General features: G+C 67.6%; 1 protein-coding gene. It reads left to right on the top strand.

Going from position 1 to position 1046, the window contains the following annotated elements; genetic code table 11:
* On the top strand, positions 1-1046 hold a 1046-nt coding region (locus tag AC4IJH_RS43550), incomplete at both ends, for a dicarboxylate/amino acid:cation symporter (protein WP_490857571.1).

Below are 1046 nucleotides of genomic sequence, written 5' to 3'. Positions count from 1 at the left end.
GTCCCCTTCTGGGCCCAGATCCTGCTCGGCCTCGTCCTGGGCGCGCTGCTCGGCTGGGCCGCCAAGAGCGGTGACATCAGCTGGCTGGGCACGACGCTCGACAAGATCGGCTCGCTCTTCGTCCAGCTGCTGATGCTGATCGTCGGGCCGCTGGTGTTCTTCGCGATCGTCGTCTCGATCACCAACCTGCGCAATGTCAGCAACGCCGCGCGGCTGGCCACCCGTACCCTGCTCTGGTTCATGGTCACTTCGCTGATCGCGGTGGTCATCGGCCTGACGATCGGGCTGCTGACCAACCCGGGCGCGGGCACCGGCCTCACCCCGGCGGACGGCAAGGCCCCCCACAAGCAGGGTTCCTGGATCGACTTCCTCACCGGCATCATCCCCACCAACCCCATCACCCCCTTCACCGACCTCGAAGTCCTCCAGATCGTCTTCATGGCGGCGGTCGTGGGTATCGCGCTGCTCCAGCTCGGCGACAAGGCCAAGCCGATCCTCCAGCTCAGCGATTCCGTCCTGGCGCTGGCGCAGAAGGCCCTGTGGTGGGTCATCCGCCTCGCGCCGCTGGGCACCCTGGGCCTGGTCGGCAACGCGATCGCCACCTACGGCTGGGACCTGGTCGGCAAGTACGCCACCTTCACCGTCGACATCTACGTCGGCTGCGCCATCGTGCTGTTCGTGGTCTACCCGGTGCTGCTGGCCACGGTCGCCAAACTCAACCCGCTGCACTTCTTCAAGGGCGCCTGGCCCGCCATCCAGCTGGCCTTCGTCTCCCGCTCCTCGGTGGGCACCATGCCCGTCACCCAGCAGGTCACCGAGCGCCTCGGCGTGCCCCGCGAGTACGCCTCCTTCGCCGTCCCCTTCGGCTCCACCACCAAGATGGACGGCTGCGCCTCGATCTACCCGGCGATCGCCGCGATCTTCATCGCGCAGATCTTCGGCGTGGAGATGGGCATCCGTGAGTACCTGCTCATCGCCTTCGTCTCGGTGATCGGCTCGGCCGCCACCGCGGGCCTGACCGGCGCCACCGTCATGCTCACCCTGAC

The organism is Streptomyces sp. UF-297 (assembly GCF_058245575.1).
The sequence above is the reverse complement of the archived record's forward strand: the minus strand, read 5'-3'. Positions and strand labels throughout refer to the sequence as shown.